Annotated in this window: 33 protein-coding genes; all 33 read left to right on the top strand. The window is 60.4% G+C overall.

The genetic code is table 11. The features are described from left to right. Positions 1 to 4 precede the first annotated feature (4 nt). The 33 genes from rpoC (at position 5) to rplQ (ending at position 22,656) form a co-directional block, all read left to right on the top strand. Positions 5 to 4,225 carry a DNA-directed RNA polymerase subunit beta' gene (rpoC, locus tag DU490_RS15460; RefSeq protein ID WP_114575151.1) on the top strand — a complete coding sequence of 1,407 codons (4,221 nt, stop codon included), beginning with the start codon at positions 5 to 7 and terminating at the stop codon, positions 4,223 to 4,225. 148 nt (positions 4,226 to 4,373) lie between these two features. Further along, the gene (gene rpsL / locus DU490_RS15455; RefSeq protein ID WP_010626462.1) at positions 4,374 to 4,748 is read left to right on the top strand and encodes a 30S ribosomal protein S12; all 375 of its coding nucleotides are present in this window, start codon (positions 4,374 to 4,376) and stop codon (positions 4,746 to 4,748) included. Positions 4,749 to 4,873: 125 nt separating this feature from the next. Beyond that, positions 4,874 to 5,344, top strand: coding sequence for a 30S ribosomal protein S7 (gene rpsG, locus DU490_RS15450; RefSeq protein WP_114480494.1), 471 nt, complete (start codon positions 4,874 to 4,876; stop codon positions 5,342 to 5,344). A 45-nt stretch (positions 5,345 to 5,389) separates the two neighbouring features. Beyond that, positions 5,390 to 7,510 (top strand): elongation factor G, encoded by a 2,121-nt coding sequence (gene fusA, locus DU490_RS15445; RefSeq protein WP_114575150.1) that lies wholly within the window; start codon positions 5,390 to 5,392, stop codon positions 7,508 to 7,510. Between the two features lie 32 nt (positions 7,511 to 7,542). After that, entirely contained in the window at positions 7,543 to 8,736 is a 1,194-nt protein-coding gene (tuf, locus tag DU490_RS15440) for an elongation factor Tu (RefSeq protein ID WP_114575149.1), read from the top strand. A 164-nt stretch (positions 8,737 to 8,900) separates the two neighbouring features. After that, positions 8,901 to 9,212, top strand: coding sequence for a 30S ribosomal protein S10 (rpsJ, locus tag DU490_RS15435; protein WP_114575148.1), 312 nt, complete (start codon positions 8,901 to 8,903; stop codon positions 9,210 to 9,212). 162 nt (positions 9,213 to 9,374) lie between these two features. Continuing rightward, a complete protein-coding gene (gene rplC, locus DU490_RS15430) occupies positions 9,375 to 10,013 on the top strand; it encodes a 50S ribosomal protein L3 (protein ID WP_114575147.1) in 639 nt (212 codons plus the stop codon). A 14-nt stretch (positions 10,014 to 10,027) separates the two neighbouring features. Further along, the gene (rplD, locus tag DU490_RS15425; RefSeq protein WP_114575146.1) at positions 10,028 to 10,633 is read left to right on the top strand and encodes a 50S ribosomal protein L4; all 606 of its coding nucleotides are present in this window, start codon (positions 10,028 to 10,030) and stop codon (positions 10,631 to 10,633) included. Then, a complete protein-coding gene (rplW, locus tag DU490_RS15420) occupies positions 10,630 to 10,926 on the top strand; it encodes a 50S ribosomal protein L23 (protein WP_102653884.1) in 297 nt (98 codons plus the stop codon). Before rplD ends, rplW begins: the two co-directional genes overlap by 4 nt. Positions 10,927 to 10,943: 17 nt before the next feature. Further along, positions 10,944 to 11,774 carry a 50S ribosomal protein L2 gene (gene rplB / locus DU490_RS15415; RefSeq protein ID WP_114575145.1) on the top strand — a complete coding sequence of 277 codons (831 nt, stop codon included), beginning with the start codon at positions 10,944 to 10,946 and terminating at the stop codon, positions 11,772 to 11,774. A 33-nt stretch (positions 11,775 to 11,807) separates the two neighbouring features. Beyond that, positions 11,808 to 12,083, top strand: coding sequence for a 30S ribosomal protein S19 (gene rpsS / locus DU490_RS15410; RefSeq protein ID WP_008959165.1), 276 nt, complete (start codon positions 11,808 to 11,810; stop codon positions 12,081 to 12,083). An 18-nt stretch (positions 12,084 to 12,101) separates the two neighbouring features. Then, positions 12,102 to 12,434 (top strand): 50S ribosomal protein L22, encoded by a 333-nt coding sequence (gene rplV, locus DU490_RS15405; protein ID WP_018917732.1) that lies wholly within the window; start codon positions 12,102 to 12,104, stop codon positions 12,432 to 12,434. Positions 12,435 to 12,445: 11 nt separating this feature from the next. After that, a complete protein-coding gene (gene rpsC / locus DU490_RS15400; protein ID WP_066443639.1) occupies positions 12,446 to 13,144 on the top strand; it encodes a 30S ribosomal protein S3 in 699 nt (232 codons plus the stop codon). Between the two features lie 15 nt (positions 13,145 to 13,159). Beyond that, complete coding sequence (rplP, locus tag DU490_RS15395) at positions 13,160 to 13,573, top strand: 50S ribosomal protein L16 (protein WP_114480490.1); 414 nt, start codon at positions 13,160 to 13,162, stop codon at positions 13,571 to 13,573. Beyond that, positions 13,573 to 13,764, top strand: coding sequence for a 50S ribosomal protein L29 (gene rpmC, locus DU490_RS15390; protein WP_114480489.1), 192 nt, complete (start codon positions 13,573 to 13,575; stop codon positions 13,762 to 13,764). Before rplP ends, rpmC begins: the two co-directional genes overlap by 1 nt. 1 nt (position 13,765) lies before the next feature. After that, the gene (gene rpsQ / locus DU490_RS15385) at positions 13,766 to 14,026 is read left to right on the top strand and encodes a 30S ribosomal protein S17 (protein WP_066443648.1); all 261 of its coding nucleotides are present in this window, start codon (positions 13,766 to 13,768) and stop codon (positions 14,024 to 14,026) included. A 39-nt stretch (positions 14,027 to 14,065) separates the two neighbouring features. Further along, positions 14,066 to 14,437: a 50S ribosomal protein L14 gene (gene rplN, locus DU490_RS15380; RefSeq protein WP_008959163.1), complete on the top strand. Its 372-nt coding sequence runs from the start codon at positions 14,066 to 14,068 to the stop codon at positions 14,435 to 14,437. Between the two features lie 14 nt (positions 14,438 to 14,451). Next, complete coding sequence (gene rplX / locus DU490_RS15375) at positions 14,452 to 14,769, top strand: 50S ribosomal protein L24 (protein ID WP_114575144.1); 318 nt, start codon at positions 14,452 to 14,454, stop codon at positions 14,767 to 14,769. Between the two features lie 18 nt (positions 14,770 to 14,787). Then, positions 14,788 to 15,327: a 50S ribosomal protein L5 gene (rplE, locus tag DU490_RS15370; RefSeq protein WP_114575143.1), complete on the top strand. Its 540-nt coding sequence runs from the start codon at positions 14,788 to 14,790 to the stop codon at positions 15,325 to 15,327. A gap of 10 nt (positions 15,328 to 15,337) precedes the next feature. Next, positions 15,338 to 15,643: a 30S ribosomal protein S14 gene (rpsN, locus tag DU490_RS15365; RefSeq protein ID WP_114575142.1), complete on the top strand. Its 306-nt coding sequence runs from the start codon at positions 15,338 to 15,340 to the stop codon at positions 15,641 to 15,643. A 32-nt stretch (positions 15,644 to 15,675) separates the two neighbouring features. Continuing rightward, a complete protein-coding gene (rpsH, locus tag DU490_RS15360) occupies positions 15,676 to 16,068 on the top strand; it encodes a 30S ribosomal protein S8 (RefSeq protein WP_114480486.1) in 393 nt (130 codons plus the stop codon). Positions 16,069 to 16,077: 9 nt separating this feature from the next. Then, positions 16,078 to 16,608, top strand: coding sequence for a 50S ribosomal protein L6 (gene rplF / locus DU490_RS15355; protein WP_114575141.1), 531 nt, complete (start codon positions 16,078 to 16,080; stop codon positions 16,606 to 16,608). A 9-nt stretch (positions 16,609 to 16,617) separates the two neighbouring features. After that, positions 16,618 to 16,968 (top strand): 50S ribosomal protein L18, encoded by a 351-nt coding sequence (rplR, locus tag DU490_RS15350; RefSeq protein WP_114575140.1) that lies wholly within the window; start codon positions 16,618 to 16,620, stop codon positions 16,966 to 16,968. An 11-nt stretch (positions 16,969 to 16,979) separates the two neighbouring features. Continuing rightward, on the top strand, positions 16,980 to 17,480 hold the full coding sequence (gene rpsE / locus DU490_RS15345) for a 30S ribosomal protein S5 (protein ID WP_066443679.1): 501 nt from the start codon (positions 16,980 to 16,982) through the stop codon (positions 17,478 to 17,480). Between the two features lie 5 nt (positions 17,481 to 17,485). After that, positions 17,486 to 17,668 carry a 50S ribosomal protein L30 gene (gene rpmD / locus DU490_RS15340; RefSeq protein ID WP_066452141.1) on the top strand — a complete coding sequence of 61 codons (183 nt, stop codon included), beginning with the start codon at positions 17,486 to 17,488 and terminating at the stop codon, positions 17,666 to 17,668. Positions 17,669 to 17,671: 3 nt separating this feature from the next. Next, on the top strand, positions 17,672 to 18,106 hold the full coding sequence (gene rplO / locus DU490_RS15335; RefSeq protein WP_066443682.1) for a 50S ribosomal protein L15: 435 nt from the start codon (positions 17,672 to 17,674) through the stop codon (positions 18,104 to 18,106). Continuing rightward, positions 18,107 to 19,438 (top strand): preprotein translocase subunit SecY, encoded by a 1,332-nt coding sequence (gene secY / locus DU490_RS15330; RefSeq protein WP_066443685.1) that lies wholly within the window; start codon positions 18,107 to 18,109, stop codon positions 19,436 to 19,438. Positions 19,439 to 19,489: 51 nt separating this feature from the next. Further along, positions 19,490 to 19,603: a 50S ribosomal protein L36 gene (gene rpmJ, locus DU490_RS15325; protein ID WP_009099023.1), complete on the top strand. Its 114-nt coding sequence runs from the start codon at positions 19,490 to 19,492 to the stop codon at positions 19,601 to 19,603. Positions 19,604 to 19,724: 121 nt separating this feature from the next. Then, positions 19,725 to 20,081, top strand: a complete 357-nt coding sequence (rpsM, locus tag DU490_RS15320; protein WP_066443688.1) for a 30S ribosomal protein S13 — start codon at positions 19,725 to 19,727, stop codon at positions 20,079 to 20,081. A gap of 39 nt (positions 20,082 to 20,120) precedes the next feature. Then, positions 20,121 to 20,507, top strand: a complete 387-nt coding sequence (gene rpsK / locus DU490_RS15315; protein ID WP_043518279.1) for a 30S ribosomal protein S11 — start codon at positions 20,121 to 20,123, stop codon at positions 20,505 to 20,507. Between the two features lie 12 nt (positions 20,508 to 20,519). Further along, positions 20,520 to 21,140, top strand: a complete 621-nt coding sequence (gene rpsD / locus DU490_RS15310; RefSeq protein ID WP_043518281.1) for a 30S ribosomal protein S4 — start codon at positions 20,520 to 20,522, stop codon at positions 21,138 to 21,140. A gap of 82 nt (positions 21,141 to 21,222) precedes the next feature. Continuing rightward, a complete protein-coding gene (locus DU490_RS15305) occupies positions 21,223 to 22,221 on the top strand; it encodes a DNA-directed RNA polymerase subunit alpha (protein ID WP_114575139.1) in 999 nt (332 codons plus the stop codon). Positions 22,222 to 22,260: 39 nt separating this feature from the next. Continuing rightward, complete coding sequence (gene rplQ, locus DU490_RS15300) at positions 22,261 to 22,656, top strand: 50S ribosomal protein L17 (RefSeq protein WP_043513715.1); 396 nt, start codon at positions 22,261 to 22,263, stop codon at positions 22,654 to 22,656. Positions 22,657 to 23,382: the final 726 nt, after the last annotated feature.

Genomic DNA, 23,382 nt, shown 5'->3' with positions numbered 1-23,382 from the left:
CTCCATGAAAGATTTGGTGAAAGTCCTCAAATCGCAGTCACAGTCCGAAGAGTTCGATGCGATCAAGATCTCGCTCGCCTCGCCGGACATGATTCGCTCCTGGTCCTTCGGTGAGGTCAAGAAGCCCGAGACCATCAACTACCGTACCTTCAAGCCGGAGCGGGACGGCTTGTTCTGTGCCAAGATCTTTGGCCCGGTGAAGGACTACGAGTGTCTCTGCGGCAAGTACAAGCGCATGAAGCACCGCGGCATCATCTGCGAGAAGTGCGGCGTCGAGGTGACCAAGGCGGCGGTGCGTCGCGAGCGGATGGGTCACATCGAGCTGGCCTCGCCGGTGGCGCACATCTGGTTCCTGAAGTCGCTGCCGTCACGCATCGGCATGTTCCTCGACATGACCCTGCGCGACATCGAGCGGGTGCTCTACTTCGAGAGCTTCGTGGTCATCGATCCGGGCATGACCACGCTGGAGCGCGGTCAACTGCTCAACGACGAGCAGTACTTCGAGGCCCTCGAGGAGTTCGGTGACGACTTCGACGCCCGCATGGGCGCCGAGGCGATCCAGGCGCTGCTCAAAGACATCGACCTGCCCGAAGAGATCGACCGGTTGCGCGAGGAGATCCCTCAGACCAACTCCGAGACCAAGATCAAGAAGCTCTCCAAGCGCCTCAAGCTGCTGGAAGCCTTCTACAACTCCGGCAATGCGCCGGCGTGGATGGTCATGGAGGTACTGCCGGTGCTGCCGCCGGACCTGCGTCCGCTGGTACCGCTGGACGGTGGCCGCTTTGCCACCTCGGACTTGAACGATCTGTATCGCCGGGTGATCAACCGCAATAACCGCCTGAAGCGGCTGCTCGACCTCAATGCGCCGGACATCATCGTGCGCAACGAGAAGCGCATGCTGCAGGAGGCGGTCGACGCCCTGCTGGATAACGGCCGTCGTGGCCGCGCCATCACCGGCTCCAACAAGCGGCCGCTGAAGTCCTTGGCCGACATGATCAAGGGCAAGCAAGGGCGCTTCCGTCAGAACCTGCTGGGCAAGCGCGTCGACTACTCGGGCCGTTCGGTCATCACTGTGGGTCCGACCCTGCGTCTGCACCAGTGCGGTCTGCCCAAGAAAATGGCGCTGGAGCTGTTCAAGCCGTTCATTTACTCCAAGCTGCAATCCCAGGGGCAGGCGTCCACCATCAAGGCCGCCAAGAAGATGGTCGAGCGCGAGTTGCCCGAGGTGTGGGATATCCTCGCCGAGGTCATCCGCGAGCACCCGGTGCTGCTCAACCGCGCGCCGACCCTGCACCGTTTGGGAATCCAGGCCTTCGAGCCGCTGCTGATCGAGGGCAAGGCGATCCAGCTGCATCCGCTGGTGTGTGCCGCCTATAACGCCGACTTCGACGGTGACCAGATGGCGGTCCACGTACCGCTGACGCTGGAAGCCCAGCTCGAGGCGCGGGCGCTGATGATGGCGACGAACAACGTGCTGTCGCCGGCCAATGGTGATCCGATCATCGTACCGTCCCAGGACGTGGTGTTGGGTCTGTACTACATGACTCGCGAGAAGATCAACGCCAAGGGCGAGGGCATGGTGTTCTCCGGCCTCAACGAAGTCGAGCGTGCCTTCGGTACTCAGAGCGTGTCGATGCACGCCCGGGTCAAGGTTCGACTCACCGAGGTATTGGTCGACGAGGAGACCGGTGAGCAGAGCACGACGCGCACCATCTACGACACAACCGCCGGTCGCGCACTGCTGTTCCGTATCCTGCCCGATGGCGTGCCCTTCGAGCTGGTCGACCAGCCGATGAAGAAGAAAGCCATCTCCAAGCTGCTCAACGAGGTGTATCGCCGTGCCGGCCTGAAGCCGACGGTCATCTTCGCCGACCAGCTGATGTATACCGGTTTCCGCATGGCGACCTGGTCGGGCGCCTCCATCGGCGTCAACGACTTCGTCATTCCGGATGCCAAGAGCGAGATCGTCGACGCGGCCGAGGCCGAGGTCAAGGAGATCGAGGATCAGTTCTCCTCGGGTCTCGTTACCGCTGGCGAGAAGTACAACAAGGTCATCGATATCTGGTCCAAGGCCAACGATAAAGTGGCCAAGGCGATGATGCGTGGGATCGAAAAGGAGACCGTGATCGACCGTGATGGCAACGAGGTCGAGCAGGACTCCTTCAACAGCGTCTTCATCATGGCCGATTCCGGTGCCCGGGGTAGTGCCGCTCAGATCCGCCAGCTGGCGGGCATGCGTGGCCTGATGGCCAAGCCGGACGGCTCGATCATCGAGACGCCGATCGTTGCCAACTTCCGCGAAGGCCTGAACGTACTGCAGTACTTCATCTCGACCCACGGCGCACGGAAAGGTCTGGCGGACACGGCACTCAAGACCGCCAACTCCGGCTACCTGACCCGTCGTCTGGTCGACGTGGCCCAGGACATGGTGATCACTGAAATCGACTGTGGCACCGAGCGTGGCCTGACCCTGCACCCGGTCATCGAGGGCGGCGATATCATCGTTTCCCTGGCGCAGCGCGTGCTGGGCCGCGTGGTGGCCCAGGACGTCATCGATCCTGCATCCGACGAAGTACTGATCGAGAAAGGCACCCTGCTCGACGAAGCCTGGTGCGAGCACCTCGATACCATGGGCGTCGACGAGATCGTGGTGCGTAGCGCCATTACCTGCGAGTCTGCTCACGGTGTCTGTGCCTGCTGCTACGGCCGCGATCTGGCACGCGGCCATCAGGTCAACATCGGCGAGTCGGTAGGTGTTATCGCTGCCCAGTCTATTGGCGAACCCGGCACCCAGCTTACCATGCGGACCTTCCACATCGGCGGTGCGGCATCGCGCGCCTCCGCGGTTGACAGCGTCCAGGTCAAGCATGGCGGTCGCGTACGCCTGCACAACATCAAATTTGTCGAGCGTGCCGATGGCAAGCTGGTGGTGGTGTCCCGCTCCAGCGCCCTGGCCGTCGCCGACGACCATGGCCGCGAGCGTGAGTACTACAAGCTGCCTTACGGCGCCGAGCTTTCCGTCAAGGATGGTGATGCCGTGGACGCCGGTCAGGCCGTGGCCAAGTGGGATCCACACACCCACCCGATCATCGCCGAGGTCGAGGGCAAGGTGCAGTACGCCGATATGGACGAGGGCATGACCATTCACCGCAGTGTGGATGAGATGACCGGCCTCTCCTCCATCGAGGTAATCGAGTCTGCCGCGCGCCCACAGGCTGGCCGCGACAAGCGTCCGATGATCCTGCTCACCGACGAGGCCGACGAGCCGATCAGCGTTACCGGTTCAAACACGCCCGTCCAGTACCTGTTGCCAGGCAAGTCGATTGTCTCGACAGACAATGGTGCCAAGATCGGTGTCGGTGAGATCGTCGCGCGTATCCCGGTGGAGGCGTCCGGCAACAAGGACATCACCGGTGGTCTGCCCCGCGTGGCTGACCTGTTTGAGGCGCGCAAGCCAAAAGAGCCAGCGATTCTCGCCGAGATCAGCGGCGTCATCAGCTTCGGCAAGGAGACCAAGGGCAAGCGTCGCCTGACGATCTCGCCCGAGGATGGCAGCGATCCGTTCGAGGCGCTGATCCCGAAATGGCGCCAGATCGCCGTCTTCGAGGGTGAGAGCGTCGAGAAGGGCGAGGTGATCTCTGACGGCCCCAGCAACCCGCACGACATCCTGCGACTGCTGGGTGTGGCAGAGCTGGCCAAGTACATCACCGCCGAGATCCAGGAGGTCTACCGCCTCCAGGGTGTGGGTATCAACGACAAGCACATCGAAGTGATCGTGCGTCAGATGCTGCGCAAGATCGAGATCACCGATTCGGGCGATTCCGACTTCATCCCGGGTGATCAGGTCGAGCTGGTGCGGGTGCTTGAGCAGAACTCACGCCTGGAGAAGGCTGAGAAATTTCCTGCCAAATATCAGCGTGTCCTGCTGGGTATCACCAAGGCCAGCCTGGCCACCGAGTCGTTCATCTCCGCGGCCTCCTTCCAGGAGACCACGCGGGTACTGACTGAGGCGGCGGTCACCGGCAAGCGCGACTATCTGCGCGGCCTGAAAGAGAACGTGGTGGTGGGACGTCTGATTCCGGCAGGAACCGGCCTGGCCCATCATCAGGAGCGTCGCCGCAAGCGTGATGATACTGAGCGCCTGCTCCACCCGTCGGCCTTCGATGTCGAGCAGGAGCTGGGTGCCCAGCTCACCGCGCTCGATTCTGACGACGACGACCTGTAGGCGGCGTGCGAGGTTGTCAAGCCGAGAGCGGTGCTCTCGGCTTGACGCCCGCCCCCGCTAGACATTAGAATGCGCAGCCTTTAACAGTGGGGTGGGTGTGCCCGCGCCCGCTGAAAGGCAAGGCAACCATTGGAGTCAGCTAGATAACATGGCAACGATCAATCAGCTCGTGCGCAAGCCGCGCAAGCGCCCCGCCGCCAAGAGCGACGTGCCGGCGCTGCAGGCCTGTCCGCAGAAGCGCGGAGTCTGCACCCGCGTGTACACCACCACCCCGAAGAAGCCGAACTCGGCCCTGCGTAAGGTTTGCCGTGTGCGCCTCACCAACGGATTCGAAGTGTCCTCCTATATCGGCGGCGAGGGTCACAACCTCCAGGAGCACTCTGTGGTGCTGATCCGTGGCGGTCGTGTCAAGGATTTGCCAGGCGTGCGCTATCACACCGTTCGCGGCGCCCTCGATACCTCCGGTGTTCAGAACCGTAAGCAGGGCCGTTCCAAATACGGCACCAAGCGTCCGAAGTCCTGATTGGCCTCGGTTCGCATCCAGAATCAATTTCGGTCTGATAAGAGTAAGGCCGGGCGTCGCCAGTTCGAAAAGAGCGTGCGGGAGTCCCGGGTTTGCCTGAAAGACCCTTCGATAGAGGGCTTGTCATGCCTAGAAGAAGAGTAGTAGCCAAGCGCGAAATCCTGCCGGATCCCAAGTTCGGAAGCGAGCGCCTGGCGAAGTTCATGAACCATCTGATGTACAGCGGCAAAAAGTCCGTGGCCGAGCACATCGTCTATGGTGCACTGGACAAGGTTGCCGAGCGCAGCAAGGAAGAACCGCTGGAGATCTTCGATCGCGCACTGGAAGCCATCCAGCCGATGGTCGAGGTCAAGTCTCGCCGCGTTGGCGGAGCGACCTATCAGGTTCCGGTAGAAGTCCGCCCCTCGCGACGCCAAGCACTGGCCATGCGCTGGCTGGTGGATGCGGCACGCAAGCGCGGCGAGAAGACCATGGTGCAGCGCCTCGCTGGCGAGATGCTCGATGCCGCCGAGGGCAAGGGCTCTGCGGTCAAGAAGCGTGAAGACGTGCATCGCATGGCCGAGGCCAACAAGGCGTTCTCGCACTACCGCTTCTAAGTGCGTCGCTTCTAATCGCATCGCCAACCAACGGGGAGTTCCACCGTGGCTCGCAAGACTCCACTAAAACGCTACCGTAACATCGGCATCGTCGCTCACGTCGATGCCGGCAAGACCACCACGACCGAGCGCGTGCTGTTCTATACCGGCCTGTCCCACAAGGTCGGCGAAGTGCACGACGGTGCTGCTACAACCGACTGGATGGAGCAGGAGCAGGAGCGTGGTATCACCATCACCTCGGCTGCCGTCACCACCTTCTGGAAGGGCATGAATCAGCAGTTCGATGAGCACCGCATCAACATCATCGACACGCCGGGACACGTAGACTTCACCATCGAAGTCGAGCGTTCCCTGCGTGTACTCGATGGTGCCGTGGTGGTGCTGTGCGGATCGTCCGGCGTTCAGCCCCAGACCGAGACCGTCTGGCGCCAGGCCAACAAGTACGAAGTCCCGCGCATGGTGTTCGTCAACAAGATGGACCGCACTGGCGCCGATTTCTTCATGGTGGTTGACCAGCTGAAGCAAAAGCTGGGAGCCAACGCGGTGCCGATCCAGATCAACTGGGGCACCGAGGAAGAGTTCAAGGGCGTCGTCGATCTGATCCAGATGAAGGCCATTCTCTGGGATGAAGACAGCCTGGGCATGAGCTATGACCTCGTCGATATCCCAGTCGAGCTCCAGGAAACAGCGGAGAAGTATCGCGAGGAGATGGTCGAGGCTGCCGCCGAGGCATCCGAAGAGCTGATGGAGAAGTATCTCGAGGGTGGAGAGCTGACCGTCGACGAGATCAAGGCCGGCTTGCGTCGCCGCACCCTGGCCAACGAAATCGTGCTGGTCACCTGCGGTTCGGCGTTCAAGAACAAAGGTGTGCAGGCGGTTCTCGATGGCGTCATCGAGTACATGCCGTCACCCACCGAGGTCAAGGCCATCGAGGGTGAGCTGGACGACAAGGATGGCACTATCGCCACTCGCGAGGCGGACGACAGTGCGCCTTTCGCCGCGCTGGCGTTCAAAATCGCCACCGATCCGTTCGTCGGCACACTGACCTTCATTCGCGTCTATTCCGGGGTGCTGAACTCCGGCGACAGCGTCTACAACTCGGTCAAGCAGAAGAAAGAGCGAGTGGGTCGTATCGTGCAGATGCACGCCAACTCGCGTGAAGAGATCAAGGAAGTTCTGGCTGGTGACATCGCTGCCTGTATCGGCCTGAAGGACGTCACCACGGGCGATACCCTGTGCGATCTGAATGACAAGATCGTGCTGGAGCGCATGGAGTTCCCGGATCCGGTGATCTCCGTGGCCGTGGAGCCGAAGACCAAGACCGACCAGGAGAAAATGGGCGTGGCGCTGGGCAAGCTGGCCCAGGAAGACCCCTCGTTCCGCGTCAAGACCGACGAGGAAACGGGTCAGACCATCATCTCCGGGATGGGCGAGCTACACCTCGATATCATCGTCGACCGCATGCGTCGCGAGTTCAAGGTCGAGGCCAATATCGGCAAGCCCCAGGTCGCCTACCGCGAGACCATTCGCGGCAGCGTCGAGCAGGAAGGCAAGTTCGTGCGCCAGTCTGGCGGTCGCGGCCAGTACGGCCACGTCTGGCTGCGTATCGAGCCGCTGACCGAGGCGGACAAGGGCGAAGACGAAGACATGCACTTCAAGTTCGCTTCCGAGATCGTCGGCGGTGTGGTGCCCAAGGAGTACGTGGGTGCCGTCGAGAAGGGGGCCTTTGAGCAGCTGCAGAACGGCGTCATCGCGGGTTATCCGATGATCGACGTCAAAGTCACGCTGTACGATGGTTCCTACCATGACGTGGACTCGAACGAGAACGCGTTCAAGGTTGCCTCTTCCATGGCGGTCAAGGAAGGGGCCAGGAAGGCCAAAGCCGTGCTGCTGGAACCGGTGATGAAGGTCGAGGTCGTGACCCCCGAGGAATTCATGGGTGACGTCATGGGCGACCTGAACCGTCGCCGCGGTCTGGTGCAGGGCATGGATGACTCTTCCTCCGGCAAGATCATCCGCGCGACGGTGCCACTGGGCGAGATGTTCGGTTATGCAACCGATCTGCGCTCTCAGTCCCAGGGTCGTGCGAGCTACACTATGGAGTTCTCGAAGTACGACGAGGCGCCCTCCAGCATCGTAGAAGCCGTCATCAACCAGAAAGGTTAAACCGTTTTAGCTAACGTAAAGAGGTTATCGAAGTGGCTAAGGAAAAATTCGAACGTTCCAAACCGCACGTCAACGTCGGCACCATCGGTCACGTCGACCACGGCAAGACCACTCTGACTGCGGCCCTGACTCGTGTTTCTGCCGAAGTTTTCGGCGGCGACTGGCGTGAATTCGACACCATCGACAACGCACCGGAAGAGCGTGAGCGCGGCATCACCATCGCCACCTCTCACGTCGAGTATCAGTCCGAGCAGCGTCACTACGCGCACGTCGATTGCCCGGGGCACGCCGACTACGTCAAGAACATGATCACCGGTGCCGCTCAGATGGACGGCGCCATCCTGGTCTGTTCCGCTGCCGACGGCCCCATGCCGCAGACCCGTGAGCACATCCTGCTCTCGCGTCAGGTCGGCGTACCGTACATCGTCGTGTTCCTGAACAAGGCCGACATGGTCGACGACGAAGAGTTGCTCGAGCTGGTCGAGATGGAAGTCCGCGAGTTGCTGAGCGAGTACGACTTCCCGGGCGACGACACCCCGATCATCACCGGTTCTGCCCTGATGGCTCTGGAAGGCAAGGACGACAACGGCATGGGTACCACCGCCGTTGCCAACCTGATCAAGGCCCTGGACGACTATATCCCGGAGCCGGAGCGCGCCATCGATCAGCCGTTCCTGATGCCGATCGAGGACGTCTTCTCTATCTCTGGTCGTGGCACCGTGGTTACCGGTCGTATCGAGCGTGGCATCGTCAAGGCGGGCGAGGAAGTCGAGATCGTCGGTATTCGCGATACCACCAAGACCGTCGTGACCGGCGTCGAGATGTTCCGCAAGCTGCTCGACGAAGGTCGTGCCGGTGAGAACGTCGGCGCCCTGCTGCGTGGCACCAAGCGTGATGACGTCGAGCGTGGCCAGGTTCTGGCCAAGCCGGGCTCCATCAATCCGCACACTGTCTTCGAGGCTGAAGTCTACGTGCTGTCCAAGGAAGAGGGTGGTCGTCACACGCCGTTCTTCAAGGGCTACCGTCCGCAGTTCTACTTCCGCACCACTGACGTGACCGGTACCTGTGAGCTGCCAGAAGGCGTCGAGATGGTCATGCCGGGTGACAACGTCAAGATGGTTGTTACCCTGATCGCTCCGATCGCCATGGATGACGGCCTGCGCTTTGCCATCCGCGAAGGCGGTCGTACCGTCGGCGCTGGCGTCGTGGCCAAGATCGTCCAGTAAGCGGTTTTTGCTGGAATGATCGAAGGGGGCTCCGCAAGGGGCCCCCTTTCTGCGCACCGCAGGCAGAGTGATTGACTCTCGCTTGTGACGTGCCTATAATGCGCATCCTTTGAATGCGTGGGTAGACGGCCGACGCCGTTGACATCCATTGGAGTTTAGGGCAAATGCAGAACCAGAAGATTCGCATTCGGTTGAAGGCTTTCGACCATCGCCTGATCGACCAGTCCGCCGCGGAGATCGTTGAAACCGCCAAGCGTACCGGTGCTCAGGTGCGTGGGCCGATTCCGCTGCCGACCAATCGTGAGCGCTACACCATCCTGGTCTCACCGCACGTCAACAAGGACGCGCGCGATCAGTATGAGATTCGCACTCACAAGCGTGTGCTCGATATCGTCGAGCCGACCGAGAAGACTGTCGACGCTCTGATGAAGCTCGACCTCGCCGCTGGCGTGGACGTTCAGATCAAGCTCGACTGACTACACTAGACACCCCGCGGCCCAGCGCTCATCGCCTCTTTTGAAGAGCTAGCATGAGCAGCAGCCGCCACGCCGAGATGGCGTCATACAACGTGCTAGTGGAATGCTCTGGAAAGGGCAGCCATAGCGGGTGATAGCCCCGTACACTAAAGGAGACTGAGAATGACTATCGGTTTAGTCGGTAGAAAGGCCGGTATGACCCGTGTCTTTACCGAAGATGGCGCCTCTGTGCCCGTAACCGTGATCGAGGTTGAACCGAATCGCGTCACTAGCGTCAAGTCTGTCGAGTCTGATGGATACGCGGCGATTCAGGTCACAACCGGCTCCCGCAAGGCCAAGCACCTCACCAAGGCCCAGGCAGGTCAATATGCCAAGGCGGGTGTCGAGGCCGGTCGTGCGCTGATGGAGTTCCGCCTTGTAGAAGGCGATGAGGCTCCGGCAGTGGGCGGCGAACTCACCGTATCCCTCTTCGAAGCTGGTCAAATGGTTGATGTGACCGGTACCTCCAAGGGCAAGGGCTTCCAGGGCGCCGTCAAGCGCTGGAATTTCCGTACCCAGGATGCCACCCACGGCAACTCACTGTCGCACCGTGCGCCGGGTTCCATCGGCATGTGTCAGACCCCAGGTCGCGTCTTCAAGGGTAAGAAGATGGCCGGCCAGATGGGCAATGTCCGCTGCACCGTGCAGAGCCTGGAAATTGTCCGTGTCGACGCCGAACGCAACCTGCTGCTGATCAAGGGTGCCGTGCCCGGTGCTACCGGCAGCGACGTCATTGTGCGCAGCGCCGTCAAAGCTGGCTGAAGGGGATAGAACCGATGAATCTGAATCTAGCTGCAGGCGCGGGCACTGTCGAAGTCGCCGACGCCACCTTTGGCAAAGAATTCAACGAGGCGCTGGTTCACCAGGTCGTCACCGCCTATCTGGCCGGTGGTCGTCAGGGGACGCGCGCTCAGAAGAACCGTTCCGACGTTCGTGGTGGTGGCAAGAAGCCGTGGCGCCAGAAGGGCACCGGCCGCGCTCGTGCCGGAACTATCCGCTCGCCCCTGTGGCGCAGCGGTGGTGTGACCTTTGCGGCGCGTCCGCAGGATCACTCCCACAAGGTCAATCGCAAGATGTACCGTGCGGCCATGCGTGCGATTCTCTCCGAGCTGGTTCGCCAGGAGCGTCTGGTGGCGGTCGACGAGATCACCGTCGAAGCGCCCCGGACCAAGGAGTTGGTGGCCAAGCTCAAGGAGCTGAACCTTGAGAAAGTGCTGATCGTCACCGAGGAAGTTGACGAGAAGCTCTATCTGGCCGCCCGCAACATTCCCAACGTGGATGTGGTGGATGTGGCTGCTGCCGACCCGGTGAGCCTGATCGCCTTCGACAAGGTGCTGGTCACCGTCTCTGCTCTGCGTAAATTCGAGGAGAAGCTGGCATGAACCAGGAACGCGTATTCAAGGTTCTGCTTGGTCCACACGTGACCGAGAAGGCCGCTTTCGCCGCTGAGAACAACCAGTACGTGTTCAAGGTGGCCAGTGACGCGACCAAGCCGGAAATCAAGCAGGCCGTTCAGGTTTTGTTCGGTAAAAAGGTCGATCGCGTCCAGGTATTGAACGTCAAGGGCAAGACCAAGCGTACCGCGCAGGGTCTGGGCCGCCGTCAGGGCTACCGCAAGGCTTATGTGTCCCTGGCCGCCGGCGAGACGCTCGAAGACTTCACTGGCGCCGAATAAGGGCAGGAGTACGGATCATGGCAATCGTCAAGACAAAACCCACATCCGCCGGTCGTCGCCACGTCGTCAAGATCGTCAGCGAGGACCTGCACAAGGGCAAGCCCTATGCACCGCTGCTCGAGAAGCAGTCGCGGTCCGGTGGACGTAACAACAACGGTCGCATCACCACCCGCCACGTGGGCGGTGGTCACCGTCAGCATTATCGGCTCGTTGACTTCAAGCGCACCAAGGATGGCGTTCCCGCCATCGTCGAGCGCCTGGAATACGACCCGAACCGTAGCGCCCATATCGCGCTGCTCAAGTACCTGGACGGCGAACGTCGCTACATCATAGCCCCCAAGGGCGTGAAGGCCGGCGACCGTCTCGAGTCTGGTGTCAACGCGGCGATCAGGAAGGGCAACACCCTGCCGCTGCGTAACATCCCGCTGGGTTCCACCGTGCACTGCATCGAACTGAAGCCCGGCAAGGGTGCCCAGATCGCGCGCAGTGCCGGTACCAGCGCCCAGTTGGTCGCTCGTGAAGGCAATTATGCCACCCTGCGTCTGCGCTCCGGCGAGATGCGCAAGGTGCTGGCCGAGTGCCGCGCGACCCTGGGTGAAGTGAGCAACTCCGAGCACAGCCTGCGTCAACTTGGCAAGGCCGGTGCGAAGCGCTGGAGAGGTGTACGTCCGACCGTTCGCGGTGTCGCGATGAACCCGGTGGATCATCCGCACGGTGGTGGCGAAGGCCGCACCAGTGGTGGTCGTCACCCGGTATCCCCATGGGGTGTGCCGACTAAGGGTCACAAGACGCGTAAGAACAAGCGCACCGACAAGCTGATCATTCGTCGCCGTAATAAGACGCGTTGATCTAAATTGCCAAGACATTAAGGGGTAACGGCTGTGCCACGTTCACTGAAGAAAGGTCCCTTCATTGACCTTCATCTGCTGAAGAAGGTTGAGGCTGCAGTGGAGAAGAGCGATCGCAAACCGATCAAGACCTGGTCGCGTCGCTCGATGATCCTGCCGAATATGGTTGGGCTCACCATTGCTGTCCATAACGGTCGCCAACACGTCCCGGTGCATGTCTCCGAGGAAATGGTTGGCCACAAGCTGGGCGAATTCGCTGCCACCCGCACGTATCGCGGGCATGCGGCGGACAAGAAAGCCAAACGGTAAGCCAGAGAGGATTGAGAGATGGAAGTCACAGCTAAGCTGCGTGGCGCTCGTTTATCCGCCCAGAAGGCCCGTTTGGTGGCTGACCAGGTGCGCGGTAAACCGGTCGCCGAAGCAATTGACCTGCTGACCTTCTCACCGAAGAAGGCTGCCAAGCTGGTCAAGAAAGTGCTTCAGTCCGCCATCGCGAATGCGGAAGAAAACAACGGTATGGATATCGACGAGTTGCGTGTCTCGACCATCTGCGTCGATGAGGGCATGACGCTCAAGCGTATCAAGCCGCGCGCCAAGGGCCGTGCGGATCGTATCTTGAAGCGCACCTGCCACATCACCGTCAAGGTAGCCGAGAAGTAGGAGTCGACCAGATGGGTCAGAAAGTACATCCGACAGGTATTCGGCTGGGTATCGTCAAAGATCACTCCTCGGTGTGGTATGCCGAGCGCGGTGCCTATGCCGACAAGCTGAACAATGATCTCGAAGTGCGTCGCTTCCTCGAGGAGCGCTTGAAGAATGCGTCCGTGAGTCGCATCCACATCGAGCGTCCGGCGAACAACGCCCGCATCACCATTCACACCGCCCGTCCGGGCATCGTGATTGGCAAGAAGGGTGAGGACGTCGATCGTCTACGTCGCGACGTCACGGCGATGATGGGCGTGCCCGTGCACGTCAACATCGAAGAAGTCCGCAAGCCGGAACTGGACGCCAAGCTCGTCGCGCAGAACATCGCCGGCCAGCTCGAGCGTCGCGTCATGTTCCGTCGCGCCATGAAGCGTTCCGTTCAGAACGCCATGCGCCTGGGTGCAGGTGGTATCAAGGTGATGCTGTCAGGTCGCCTCGGTGGTGCGGAAATCGCGCGTACCGAATGGTACCGCGAAGGCCGTGTGCCGCTTCACACCCTGCGTGCGGACATCGACTACGCCACCTACGAAGCAAAAACAACCTACGGCATCATCGGTGTCAAGGTTTGGGTCTTCAAGGGTGAAATCCTCGGGGGCATCGAAGAGGTCCGCGCCAAGGCTAAACAGCCGCAGGCCGCGCCCTCCAAGAAGAAAGGTTCCAGGTAAGGGGAGAGCGAGTCGATGTTACAACCCAAGCGCATGAAATTCCGCAAGATGATGAAGGGTCGCAACCGTGGCCTGGCACATCGCGGGAGCAAGATCAGCTTCGGGGAATATGGCCTGAAGGCAACTGGTCGCGGTCGTATCACCGCGCGTCAGATCGAGGCCGGCCGCCGTGCGATCACCCGTCACGTCAAGCGTGGCGGCAAGATCTGGATCCGCATATTCCCGGACAAGCCGATTTCCAAGAAGCCGCTCGAAGTTCGTATGGGCAAGGGCAAGGGCTCCGTCGAGTACTGGGTCGCCCAGATCCAGCCAGGCCGGGTCCTGTATGAAATCGAAGGGGTGCCGGAAGAGCTGGCTCGTGAAGCTTTCTCCCTGGCGGCTCAGAAGATGCCCATATCCACCACCTTTGTGAAACGGACGGTGATGTGATGAACGCCCAGGAATTTCGTGAAAAGTCAGTAGACGAACTGCGTGAGCAGCTCTTCGAACTCCTCCGCGAGCAGTTCAACCTGCGCATGCAGAAGGCCACTGGCCAACTGAGCCAGACTCATCTGCTCAAGCAGGTCCGTCGGGATATCGCCCGCGTCAAGACTGTGCTCAACGAGAAGGCAGGTGACTGAGATGGCCGAAGAAAAGAAAGCTCGTACGCTCACCGGCAAGGTGGTGAGCGACAAGATGGAGAAGTCCATCGTCGTCATGATCGAACGCCGCGAGCGGCACCCGATCTATGGCAAGTACGTCAAGCGCTCCACCAAGCTGCACGCCCACGACGAGACAAATCAGGCGAAGGTCGGCGACACGGTTTCCATTCAGGAATGCCGTCCGCTGTCCAGGAAGAAAGCCTGGTCCCTGGTCGAGGTGGTCGAGCAGGCCAAAGGCTGAGCTCGGCGAGAGCAGTCAGATTAGGTTTGGAGAAAACCGATGATTCAGACTCAGACAATGCTGGATGTCGCCGACAACAGCGGAGCGCGCCGGGTGCAGTGCATCAAGGTGCTTGGCGGTTCACACCGTCGCTACGCCCGCGTGGGTGACATCATCAAGGTCACGGTGAAGGAAGCCATTCCGCGTGGCAAGGTCAAGAAAGGCCAGGTCCTCAAGGCGGTGGTGGTTCGCACCCGCAGCGGAGTCCGTCGTCCCGACGGCTCGCTGATCCGCTTCGATGGAAATGCGGCAGTTCTGTTGAATAACACCAACGAACAGCCGATCGGTACCCGTATCTTCGGGCCGGTGACGCGTGAGCTTCGTAACGAGAAGTTCATGAAGATCATTTCCCTGGCGCCCGAAGTGCTGTAAGGAGCGAGGCGGATATGCAAAAGATCAAACGTGACGATCAAGTGATCGTCATCGCCGGCAAGGACAAGGGCAAGCGTGGCACGGTAAAGCGCGTCCTCGGAGAGGAACGCTTTGTGGTGTCCGGTGTGAACATGATCAAGCGTCACACCAAGCCCAATCCAATGGCAGGCAAGCAGGGCGGTATCGTCGAGCGCGAGGCTCCGATTCACGCGTCCAACGTGGCGATCTTCAATTCGGAGACCGGTAAGGCGGATCGCGTCGGCTTCCAGGTTAAGGAAGACGGTACCAAGGTACGTATCTACAAGTCGACGCAGACGCAGATCGACGCCTAACGCGAGTCGGGTAGCAAAATGGCGAACTTGAAAGAACGTTATCAGAACGAGGTGGTGGCTCAGCTCAAAGAGCAGTTCAGCTACGCCAACGTGATGCAGGTGCCGCGGATCACCAAGGTGACTCTGAACATGGGCATCGGCGACGCGACCAGCGACAAGAAGCTGATCGAGAATGCCGTCGGCGACCTGGAGAAGCTCTCCGGTCAGAAGCCGTTGGTGACCAAGGCACGCAAGTCCATCGCGGGCTTCAAGGTGCGCGAAGGCTGGCCGATCGGCATCAAGGTAACCCTGCGCGCTGAGCGCATGTGGCAATTCCTTGATCGCCTGGTCAACATCGCGATACCCCGCGTGCGTGACTTCCGTGGTCTCAACCCGAAGTCTTTCGACGGTCGCGGCAACTACTCCATGGGTGTGCGTGAGCAGATCATCTTCCCGGAGATCGAGTATGATAAGATCGACCGGATTCGTGGTCTGGATGTCACCATCACCACCACTGCCAACACCGACGAAGAAGGTCGTGCGCTGCTGAGCGCGCTGAACTTCCCGTTTAAGAAATAAGGGTTGGATCATGGCAAAGAAAAGCATGGTAGAGCGTGAGCTCAAGCGCACCAAGCTGGTCGCGAAGTACGCGGTCCGGCGCGCTGAGCTCAAGGCGATCATCCAGAACGTGAACACTTCTGAAGAAGAGCGCTTCGACGCAACGCTCAAGCTGCAGCAGTTGCCGCGTGACTCGAGCCCGGTGCGTCAGCGTAATCGCTGCCGTATCACTGGCCGTCCGCACGGCTACTACAACAAGTTCGGCTTGGGCCGCAACAAGCTGCGTGAAGCCGCTATGCGTGGCGAAGTCCCTGGACTGAAGAAGTCCAGTTGGTAAGCCGCCACGGAATCATCAGGAGCGCAACGTAAATGAGCATGCAAGACACTCTGGCGGATATGCTGACCCGTATCCGCAATGCGCAGATGGCCACCAAGGAGACGGTCACCATGCCGTCTTCGAAGCTCAAGGTCGAGGTGGCCCGCGTATTGAAGGAAGAGGGCTATATCACCGACTTTGCGGTGGCTGAAAGCACCAAGCCCGAGCTGACCGTCACCCTCAAGTACTTTGAGGGAAGGCCGGTCATCGAGCACCTGCAGCGGGTTTCCAAGCCGTCTCTGCGCCAGTACAAGGGCAAGTCTTCACTGCCCAAGGTGGCGGATGGCATGGGTGTCGCGATCGTCACCACCTCCCGGGGCGTGATGACCGACCGTGCCGCTCGCGAGGCGGGCGTCGGTGGTGAAGTCATCTGCACCGTATTCTAGGAGTTTGGAATGTCCCGCGTAGCCAAATATCCGGTTAAATTGCCTGCCGGCGTCGACATCAAGCTTGATGGCGACCAGCTGACCGTCAAGGGCAGCCAAGGCACGCTGTCCATGACCGTCCACCCGGACGTGGTCGTCGCTCAGGAAGAAGGACAATTGACCTTCAACCCGAGCAAGACCGCCAAGTCCTGGGCCATGGCCGGCACCTCACGCGCACTGGTCCAGAACCTGGTCACCGGCGTCTCCGAGGGCTTCACCAAGTCCCTGGAAATCATCGGCGTCGGCTATCGTGCCCAGGCCAAGGGCCAGACGCTCAACCTGACACTGGGCTTCTCGCACCCGGTCGACTACACACTGCCTGATGGTGTCTCGGCGGAAACGCCGAAGAACACCGTGATCGTGCTGAAGAGCGCGGACAAGCAGAAGCTCGGCCAGGTCGCTGCGGAAATCCGCGCCTTCCGTCCCCCGGAACCCTATAAGGGCAAGGGTGTACGGTACGCCGACGAGCAGGTGCGTCGCAAAGAAGCCAAGAAGAAGTAAGGCAGGGTTATGAACGCGAAGAAAGAATCTCGTCTCCGTCGTGCCCGCCGCGCTCGTGCCAAGATGCGCGAGCTGGGCGTGTATCGCCTGTGCGTCAACCGTACCCCGCGTCACATCTATGCGCAGATTATCTCGCCGGATGGTGGCAAGGTGCTGGCCAGCGCTTCCACGCTGGACAAGGACTTGCGCGAGGGTGCGACCGGAAATTCGGACGCCGCCGCCAAGGTGGGTGCGCTGATTGCCGAACGTGCCAAGCAGGCAGGCATCACCCAGGTAGCCTTCGATCGTGCCGGCTTCAAGTACCATGGCCGTGTCAAGGCCCTGGCCGACGCCGCGCGTGAAGGCGGCCTGGAATTCTAAAGGGTTTTACGATGGCGAAGAACGAACAGAACACCGGCGACCTGCAGGAAAAGCTCGTACAGGTCAACCGTGTCGCCAAGGTGGTCAAGGGTGGCCGGATTTTCGGCTTCACCGCTCTGACCGTCGTCGGCGACGGCAATGGTCGTGTGGGCTTCGGTCGTGGCAAGGCGCGTGAAGTGCCGGTCGCGATCCAGAAGGCCATGGATCAGGCGCGCCGCAACATGGTCAAGGTCAGCCTGAAGGGCCACACGCTGCAGTACCCGGTCAAGGCCCGTCACGGTGCCTCAAAGGTGTACATGCAGCCGGCCTCAGAAGGTACCGGGATCATCGCTGGCGGCGCCATGCGCTCCGTGCTCGAGCTGGCAGGCGTCCACGACGTCCTGGCCAAGTGCTACGGCTCCACCAACCCGGTGAACGTGGTGCGGGCAACCGTCAAGGGCCTCGCTTCCATGCAGTCGCCGGACGACATCGCCGCCAAGCGCGGTCTGTCTGTCGACGCGATAACGGGGTGAATACCATGGCAGCAACACTCAAGGTTACCCAGACCCGCAGTACCATCGGCACACTGCCCAAGCACAAGGCCACCATGAAAGGCCTGGGTCTGCGTCGCATTGGTCACACGGTTGAACTGGAAGACACCCCTGCCGTTCGCGGCATGATCCACAAGGTTAATTACCTTGTGCGTGTTGAGGGAGAGTAATCCATGAAACTCAATAGCCTGAGCCCGGCACCGGGTTCCAAACACGCCGAAAAGCGGGTCGGTCGTGGCATTGGCTCCGGTCTGGGCAAGACCGGTGGCCGTGGTCACAAGGGCCAGAAGTCGCGCAGCGGCGGCACCGTGAAGCCTGGCTTCGAGGGCGGCCAGATGCCGCTTCAGCGGCGCCTGCCCAAGTTCGGCTTCACCTCGGCGAAGTCGCTGGTCTCCGAAGAGGTTCGCCTGGGCGAGCTGTCAAAGGTCGCGGGTGATGAAGTCACCATGGCGACTCTCAAGGAAGCCAACGTGCTCAAGGATGCCACGCTTCACGCAAAAATCATCCTTTCCGGCGACGTCAACAAGGCGGTTACCGTACGCGGCATCAAGGTCACCAAGGGTGCCCGTGCCGCAATCGAAGCCGCCGGTGGCAAGGTAGAGGACTAAATGGCCAAGTCAGGAAACATGCCGGCGATGGGCAGCGGTCTGAGTGAACTGTGGGCGCGTCTGCGCTTCGTGCTCCTCGCCATCGTGGTGTACCGTATCGGTGCCCATATTCCCGTGCCCGGTATCAATCCTGACCAGCTTGCTGCCTTGTTCAGGGAGCAGCAGGGTACCATTCTGGGCATGTTCAACATGTTCTCGGGTGGTGCGCTGGAGCGCATGAGCATCATGGCGCTGGGGATCATGCCGTACATTTCGGCGTCGATCATCATGCAGCTCTTGACCGCGGTCTCACCCCATCTTGAACAGCTCAAGAAGGAAGGTGAGGCTGGCCGCCGCAAGATAAGCCAGTACACCCGCTACGGTACGGTGTTGCTGGCTCTTGTCCAGGGCACCGGCATGTCGGTGGGCCTGGCTAGCCAAGGCATCGCCTACACGGCAGACTTCAGTTTCTACTTCACCGCCATCGTCAGCTTCGTGACCGGTGCGGTGTTCCTGATGTGGCTGGGTGAGCAGATCACCGAGAAGGGCATCGGCAACGGTATTTCGCTGCTGATCTTCGCCGGTATCGTCGCTGGTCTTCCAGGTGCTGTGGGACAAGCTTTCGAGCTGGCCCGCAACGAAGGTGCCTGGAATGTGCTGCCACTGCTGGCTCTTTCCGTGCTGGGTGTCGCCACCGTGGCTTTCGTGGTGTTCATCGAGCGCGGCCAGCGCCGTATTACGGTGAACTATCCACGTCGTCAGGTCGGCAACAAGATGTATGCCGGCCAAAGTAGCTACCTGCCGCTCAAGGTGAACATGGCGGGCGTCATTCCTGCCATTTTCGCCTCAAGTATTCTGCTGTTCCCCGCATCAATGGGGCAGTGGGTAGGGGCCGGTGACGGAATGGAGTGGTTGCAGCGTGCATCCCAGGCTCTCGGCCCGGGTCAGCCACTGTATATCTTGCTTTTCGGCGCGGCGGTGATATTCTTCTGCTTCTTTTACACAGCGCTGGTCTTCAACCCCAAGGATGTCGCCGACAATCTCAAGAAGTCAGGTGCCTTCCTGCCGGGCATACGCCCTGGTGAACAGACCGCTCGCTATGTCGACAAGGTCATGACGCGTTTGACCCTGTTCGGTGCCTTGTACATCGCTGCGGTTTCCCTGATGCCCCAGTTTTTGATCGTGGCCTGGAACGTGCCGTTCTTCTTCGGCGGGACCGCGCTGCTGATCATTGTCGTGGTGATCATGGACTTCATGGCTCAGGTGCAGTCGCACCTCATGTCGCATCAGTATGACTCGGTGATGAAGAAGTCCAACCTGAAAGGCTATGGCAGCGGCGGCATCATGCGCTGATGCGCAACGCCGGAGCACCTTCGCCGCGAGCTGATTTTGGAGTAAGGAACGATGAAAGTTCGAGCTTCCGTAAAGAAAATGTGCCGTAACTGCAAGATTATTCGTCGCAATGGCGCCGTTCGCGTCATCTGCATCGAGCCACGGCACAAGCAGCGCCAGGGTTGATTCTGGCGCGTGTTGAAAGCGGTGCCGGCATGCCCCTTGCCCTTCTTCGGGTAAAGGGGTATGCTGTTGCGCCTTTTGTAGTGACTAAACGAGCAAGCCGCTCAATTTTCGGAGTAAGCTGATGGCCCGTATTGCAGGCGTCAATATCCCGGACAACAAGCATGCGGCGATCTCGCTGACCTATATCTTCGGGATTGGCCGCACGCGTGCACAGCAGATTTGTGCCGCCACCGGCATCGCGCCGACTGCAAAGATTCAGGAGCTTTCCTCTGAAGAAGTGGATGCCCTGCGTAGTGAAGTCGGCAAGTACACCGTAGAAGGCGACCTTCGTCGTGATGTGACGCTCAATATCAAGCGTCTCATGGACCTGGGTTGCTATCGTGGTCTGCGTCATCGTCGCGGTCTTCCGCTGCGTGGTCAGCGTACCAAGACCAACGCGCGTACCCGCAAGGGCCCGCGCAAGCCGATTCGCAAGTAACACGCACGTTCTGGCGTAAAGACAGGAAACGACATCAACATGGCTAACCCGCGCAGCAACCGTAAAAAGGTTAAAAAGCAGGTAGTGGATGCCATCGCGCATATCCACGCCTCTTTTAACAACACGATCGTGACGATCACAGACCGCCAGGGCAACGCTCTTTCTTGGGCGACTGCCGGTGGTTCGGGTTTTCGTGGTTCTCGCAAGAGCACCCCGTTCGCTGCTCAAGTGGCAAGCGAACGTGCAGCGACTGCTGCAGCCGAGTATGGTGTGAAAAACGTCGACGTGCTGGTCAAGGGCCCCGGTCCTGGCCGTGAATCTGCCGTGCGCGCTCTTAGCGCTGCCGGCTTCCGCGTGCAGAGCATCACCGACGCGACGCCCATCCCCCACAATGGCTGCCGTCCGCCGAAGAAACGCCGCGTTTAAGGAGACAGATTCATGGCTCGTTATATTGGACCGAAGTGCAAACTGTCTCGTCGTGAAGGCACCGACCTCTTTCTGAAGAGTGGTGTGACTCCCTTCGAGAAGAAGTGCAAATCCGAGCAAATTCCGGGTGTGCACGGCCAGCGCCGTCAGCGTCTTTCAGACTACGGCTTGCAGCTTCGCGAGAAGCAGAAAGTGCGTCGTATGTATGGCGTACTTGAAAAGCAGTTCCGCAGCTACTATAAGGAAGCCGCCCGTCGCTCCGGCGCCACCGGCGAAGTCCTTCTGCAGCTGCTCGAAACCCGACTGGACAACGTCGTCTACCGTATGGGCTTTGGCTCCACCCGCTCTGAAGCACGTCAGCTGGTGAGCCACAAGGCCATCGCCGTCAACGGCCGCACCGTCAACGTGGCGTCCTACCAGGTCAAACCCGGTGATGTGGTCTCCATTCGCGAGAAAGCCAAGAACCAGGCGCGTATCCAAAGTGCGCTCTCCATCGCCGCCAATCGCGGTGAGGTCGTCTGGATTGAAGTGGACGCGAAGAAGATGGAAGGCACCTTCAAGGCTATCCCGGAACGCGGCGACCTGTCTGCCGACATCAACGAAAACCTGATCGTCGAGCTGTACTCGAAGTAAGCGTCGCTGACCGCGTCGTGCCGGTCCTCACGGGCCGGCAACGAGTACCGAGTAACCGTTAGGCAGCCTCAAAGGTGTAGTTATGCAGCGTTCAGTGACAGAGTTTCTCCGTCCGCGCGATATCAAGGTCGAAGAGATCAGCGCTAATCACGCGAAGATCGTACTCGAGCCCTTCGAGCGTGGCTTTGGCCACACCCTGGGCAATGCGTTGCGTCGCATTCTGCTCTCGTCCATGCCCGGCTGTGCCGTGGTTGAAGTCGAGATCTCGGGTGTTGAGCATGAGTACAGCGCGATCGAGGGAGTTCAGGAAGATGTCATCGAGATCCTCCTGAACCTCAAGGACGTGGCCATCCGCATGCACAGTCGTGACGAGGCGGTGCTCTCGCTGAACAAGCAGGGCCCGGCCGTGGTGACAGCGGGTGACATCGTTCTTGACCATGACGTCGAAGTCGTCAATCCGGATCATGTCATCGCCCACGTCAATGAGGGCGCCGAGCTCAAAATGCAGCTGAAGATTGCCCGTGGCCGCGGCTACGAGCCGGCGGACGCCCGTGTCGGCGCCGACGACGAGTCTCGCGCCATCGGTCGCCTGCAGCTGGATGCCACCTTCAGCCCCGTGCGCCGTGTCTCCTATGCGGTCGATGCCGCGCGTGTCGAGCAACGTACCGATCTCGACAAGCTAATCATCGATCTGGAGACCGACGGCACCCTGGATCCCGAGGAGGCGATCCGTCGCAGCGCCACCATCCTGCAGGAGCAGCTGGCAGCGTTCGTCGACCTGGAAGCCGACAAGGAACAGGAAGTCGAGGAGGAAGAGGATCATATCGATCCCATCCTGCTGCGCCCCGTAGACGATCTCGAGCTGACTGTCCGCAGCGCCAACTGTCTGAAGGCCGAGAATATCTACTACATCGGCGATCTGATTCAGCGTACCGAGGTTGAGCTGTTGAAGACCCCGAACCTCGGCAAGAAGTCTTTGAATGAAATCAAGGACGTGTTGGCAGCGCGCGGTCTGTCCCTGGGCATGCGGTTGGAGAATTGGCCTCCGTCAAGCCTGAAGGACGACAAGGCCTCTGCGTGAGCGTCGACTCGAGTCCCAGTTTGGTAAGGAATAGCAACCATGCGTCATCGTAAGAGTGGTCGTCACCTGAATCGTACCAGCTCGCACCGCCAGGCCATGTTCAAGAACATGTCCATCTCGCTGGTCGAGCACGAAGTGATCAAGACAACCCTGCCAAAGGCCAAGGAGCTGCGTCGCGTTATCGAGCCGCTGATTACCCTGGCCAAGCAGGATAGCGTCGCCAACCGTCGTCTGGCCTTCAGCCGTACCCGCTCGAAGGAAGCGGTCGGCAAGCTCTTCAACGAGCTGGGTCCGCGTTATGCCGAGCGTCCGGGCGGTTACGTCCGTATCCTGAAGTGCGGTTTCCGCACCGGCGACAACGCGCCGATGGCATTCGTCGAGCTGGTCGATCGTCCGATCGTCGAGTCCGAGGAAGAGGTTGCTGTCGAGGAGTGATCCTCGACCGGCCTTCCGGCTTCGGTACGCTAAACCGGCCCCTTTCGAGGGGCCGGTTTTTTTGGTTCTTCACACTTTGGCGTGAACCTGCTCTGCAAAGACTGCATTGTGGAAGGACGCCTCGGCGATAACGACGCAGGCGCTCCTTGTTGGAGCGCTCGGTTCGGCGCCCCGACTCTGCATCGCGACTGGCGCCGTCAGGCGCCTTGGAGGAGCCCGCCGCCACGGCGATAACCGTAACGTTTCCAACACCGCCGGGAGGCCTGCGGCCTCCAGTCGTGATCTAAAGATACTCCTACAGCGCGGTTACTGCTGACCTTGTTGGAGCGCTGGTTTCCATCGCGACTGGCGCCGTCAGGCGCCTTGGCGGAGGCCACGGCGTTGGCGATGGTCGCTGGCACTGGCAACCCCGCCGGGAGGCCTGCGGCCTCTTCACGCCAGTCTGCGTAGAACCGTTTTTTTAGGTTCATCACATTTTGGCGTGAACCTGCTCTGCACAGGCTGCATTGTGGAAGGGCGCCTCGGCGATAGCGACGCAGGCGCTCCTTGTTGGAGCGCTCGGTTCGGCGCCCCGACTCTGCATCGCGACTGGCGCCGAGAGGCGCTGTCAATGGCCATCAGAAGTGACCCACCAGCGGTCATTAGTTTTGACCCACCCGTGATCGTCAGCTGAGCGTTTTCTGCTTCAGCCGGTAGCTCTCCCCGCCGAGCAGATAGAGGTGCGAG

The sequence above is a fragment of the Halomonas sp. DQ26W genome (assembly GCF_003339685.1).
In the GTDB taxonomy this organism is placed as follows: Bacteria; Pseudomonadota; Gammaproteobacteria; order Pseudomonadales; family Halomonadaceae; genus Halomonas.
The sequence above is the reverse complement of the archived record's forward strand: the minus strand, read 5'-3'. Positions and strand labels throughout refer to the sequence as shown.